At 72.9% G+C, this 2,550-nt stretch carries 2 protein-coding genes and 1 pseudogene; 2 read left to right on the plus strand and 1 reads right to left on the minus strand.

The window, feature by feature from the left end:
- Window positions 1-82: pseudogene (locus tag ACSNOD_RS30395) on the plus strand (DUF402 domain-containing protein); the annotation flags it as partial.
- Here ACSNOD_RS30395 and ACSNOD_RS30400 read toward each other — a convergent pair.
- Window positions 67-1,713: an acyl-CoA dehydrogenase family protein gene (locus ACSNOD_RS30400; RefSeq protein ID WP_436770301.1), complete on the minus strand. Its 1,647-nt coding sequence runs from the start codon at window positions 1,711-1,713 to the stop codon at window positions 67-69. The pseudogene ACSNOD_RS30395 and the gene ACSNOD_RS30400 overlap by 16 nt on opposite strands.
- 18 nt (window positions 1,714-1,731) lie before the next feature.
- On the opposite strand from ACSNOD_RS30400, the gene ACSNOD_RS30405 reads away from it, so the two are divergent.
- Window positions 1,732-2,550, plus strand: an 819-nt coding sequence (locus ACSNOD_RS30405; protein WP_436770302.1) for a YihY/virulence factor BrkB family protein, incomplete at its 3' end; no start/stop codon positions are given.

Raw genomic sequence — 2,550 nt, forward strand, 5'->3', positions numbered from 1 at the left:
GGCCGGCCCGCCGTCCCGGGACTTCGGCTTCGTACGGTTCGAGACCGGCGACGTGTTCACCGAGCACTACTGGCGCGCCCGCTCCACCACCGCCGCCAGGTCCAGCGTGTGCGGCAGCGTCCCGAACGCGCCGCCCCAGTCGCCGCCCAGCCGCGAGGCACAGAACGCGTCGGCCACCTCCGGCGGCGCGAACCGCACCAGCAGCGACCCCTGGAGCACCAGCGCCATCCGCTCCACCAGCCGCCGCGCCCGCGCCTCGATGCCGTCCAGATCCGCGAGCTCCGTCAGCAGGTCCTTGATGGCCGCGTCCAGCCGGTGGTCGCCGCCGCGCGCCCGCCCGATCTCGGTGAGGAAGGCGTTGATGGCCGCGGGCTCGCGCTGGAGCGCGCGCAGCACATCGAGCGCCTGCACGTTCCCCGACCCCTCCCAGATCGAGTTCAGCGGCGCCTCGCGCAGCAGCCGGGGCATCCCGGACTCCTCCACGTAGCCGTTGCCGCCCAGGCACTCCAGCGCCTCCGCGGCGAGCGGCGGGCACCGCTTGGTCACCCAGTACTTCGCCGCCGGAACGGCCAGCCGCAGGAATTGCCGGTCGCTCTCGCCGCCCGCGTCGTACGCCGCCGCCAGCCGCAGCGCCAGCGCCGTCGCCGCCTCCGACTCCAGCGCCAGGTCCGCCAGGACGTTGCGCATCAGCGGCTTGTCGATCAGCGGGCCGCCGAAGGCGCTGCGGTGTGCCGCGTGGTGCACGGCCTGCGTCACCGCCTGCCGCATGAGGGCCGCCGAGCCCGTCACGCAGTCCAGCCGGGTCGCCGCGACCATCTCGATGATGGTGGCGACCCCGCGGCCCTCCTCGCCGACCCGGCGCGCCCACGTCGTGCCGTCGAACTCCACCTCCGAGGAGGCGTTCGACCGATTGCCCAGCTTGTCCTTCAGCCGCTGGATGGCGAAGGCGTTGCGGGTGCCGTCCGGCAGCACCCGCGGCACCATGAAGCAGGTCAGGCCGCCGCCGCCGTCCGCCCGCGCGGTCCGGGCCAGCACCAGGAAGCCGTCGGACATCGGGGCCGAGCAGAACCACTTGTGCCCGGTGAGGACGTACTCGCCCTCGGCCGCCAGGGGCTCCGCGCGGGTGGTGTTCGCCCGAACGTCCGAACCACCCTGCTTCTCCGTCATCGCCATGCCGAACAGCGCGCTCGGCTTGTCCGCCGCCGGCAGCAGTCGGGGGTCGTACGAGCGGGAGGCGAGTCGCGGCTCCCACTCGGCGGCCAGCTCCGGCTCGGCGCGCAGCGCGGGCACCGCGGCGTGCGTCATGGACAGCGGGCAGCCGTGCCCCGCCTCGACCTGGGTCCAGATCAGGAACCCCGCCGCCCGGCGCAGATGGCCGTCCGGCCGCCCCCAGGCGTCCGTCAGCCCGGCGGCGGTGCCGCGGGCGAGGAGCCGGTGCCAGGCCGGGTGGAACTCGACCTCGTCGATCCGGTGGCCGTAGCGGTCGTGGGTGCGGAGCACGGGCGGGTGCTCATTGGCCTGGACACCCCACTCCTGGGCCTCGGCCGATCCGGCCGCGCGCCCCAGCTCGGACAGCTCCGCGCGGATCTCCGCCAGCCGTTCGGGTGCCGCGTGCCGGGCCACCCCCTCGGCCAGGGCCCGGTCCGCCGTGAAGACGTCGTGGCCCACCAGGGGCGGGGGCTGGTTGGTCACGGTGTGTGTGGTGGCTGCCATGGCAGATACGTTAAGGAGGTGCGAGCAGCCGAGTCATCCCCCGAGCGGCCTTCGGGTCGTCTGCACAGGGCGCGGGCCCTGTACCCCCATGTGTCCAAGCGCAAGGTCGCGTGGCTGCTGCTGAAGGACACGGTCAATTCGTGCATGGAGTACCGGGTCATGGGGCTGGCCGCGGAGGCCGCCTTCTTCACCCTGCTGTCGCTGCCGCCCCTGCTGTGGGCGCTGATCGGGCTGCTGGGCTACCTCGACACGGTGATCGGCACGTACACCATCGACAACATCCGGGAGAACATCCTCACGGCCTCCGGCGCGGTCCTCTCCGACCGGGGCGTCGACGAGATCGCCCGCCCGGTGCTCGACGACGTCACCCGCGGCAGCCGGCCCGACGTCATCTCCCTGGGCTTCGCCCTCGCCCTGTGGTCCGGCTCCCGGGCGGTCAACGTCTTCATCGACACCATCACCGTGATGTACGGGCTCGACGGCGTCCGCGGCATCGTCAAGACCCGGCTGCTCGCCTTCCTGCTGTACATCATCGCCCTGGTCATCGGGGCGGTGGCGCTGCCACTGATGGTGGCGGGCCCCGAGGCCGTCATGGACTTCGTGCCGTGGAGCCAGGGGCTGGTACGGGCGCTGTACTGGCCGGTGGTGCTGGTGCTGTCGGTGGTCTTCCTGACCACGCTCTACCACGTGTCGGTGCCGGTCCGCTCGCCCTGGGCCGAGGACATCCCGGGCGCGCTGGTGGCCCTGACGATGTGGGTGCTCGGCAGCTTCCTGCTGCGGATCTACCTCATCAACACGGTGGAGGGCCCGACGATCTACGGATCGCTGGCCGCGCCC

The organism is Streptomyces sp. URMC 123 (assembly GCF_051386515.1).
In the GTDB taxonomy this organism is placed as follows: domain Bacteria; phylum Actinomycetota; class Actinomycetes; order Streptomycetales; family Streptomycetaceae; genus Streptomyces.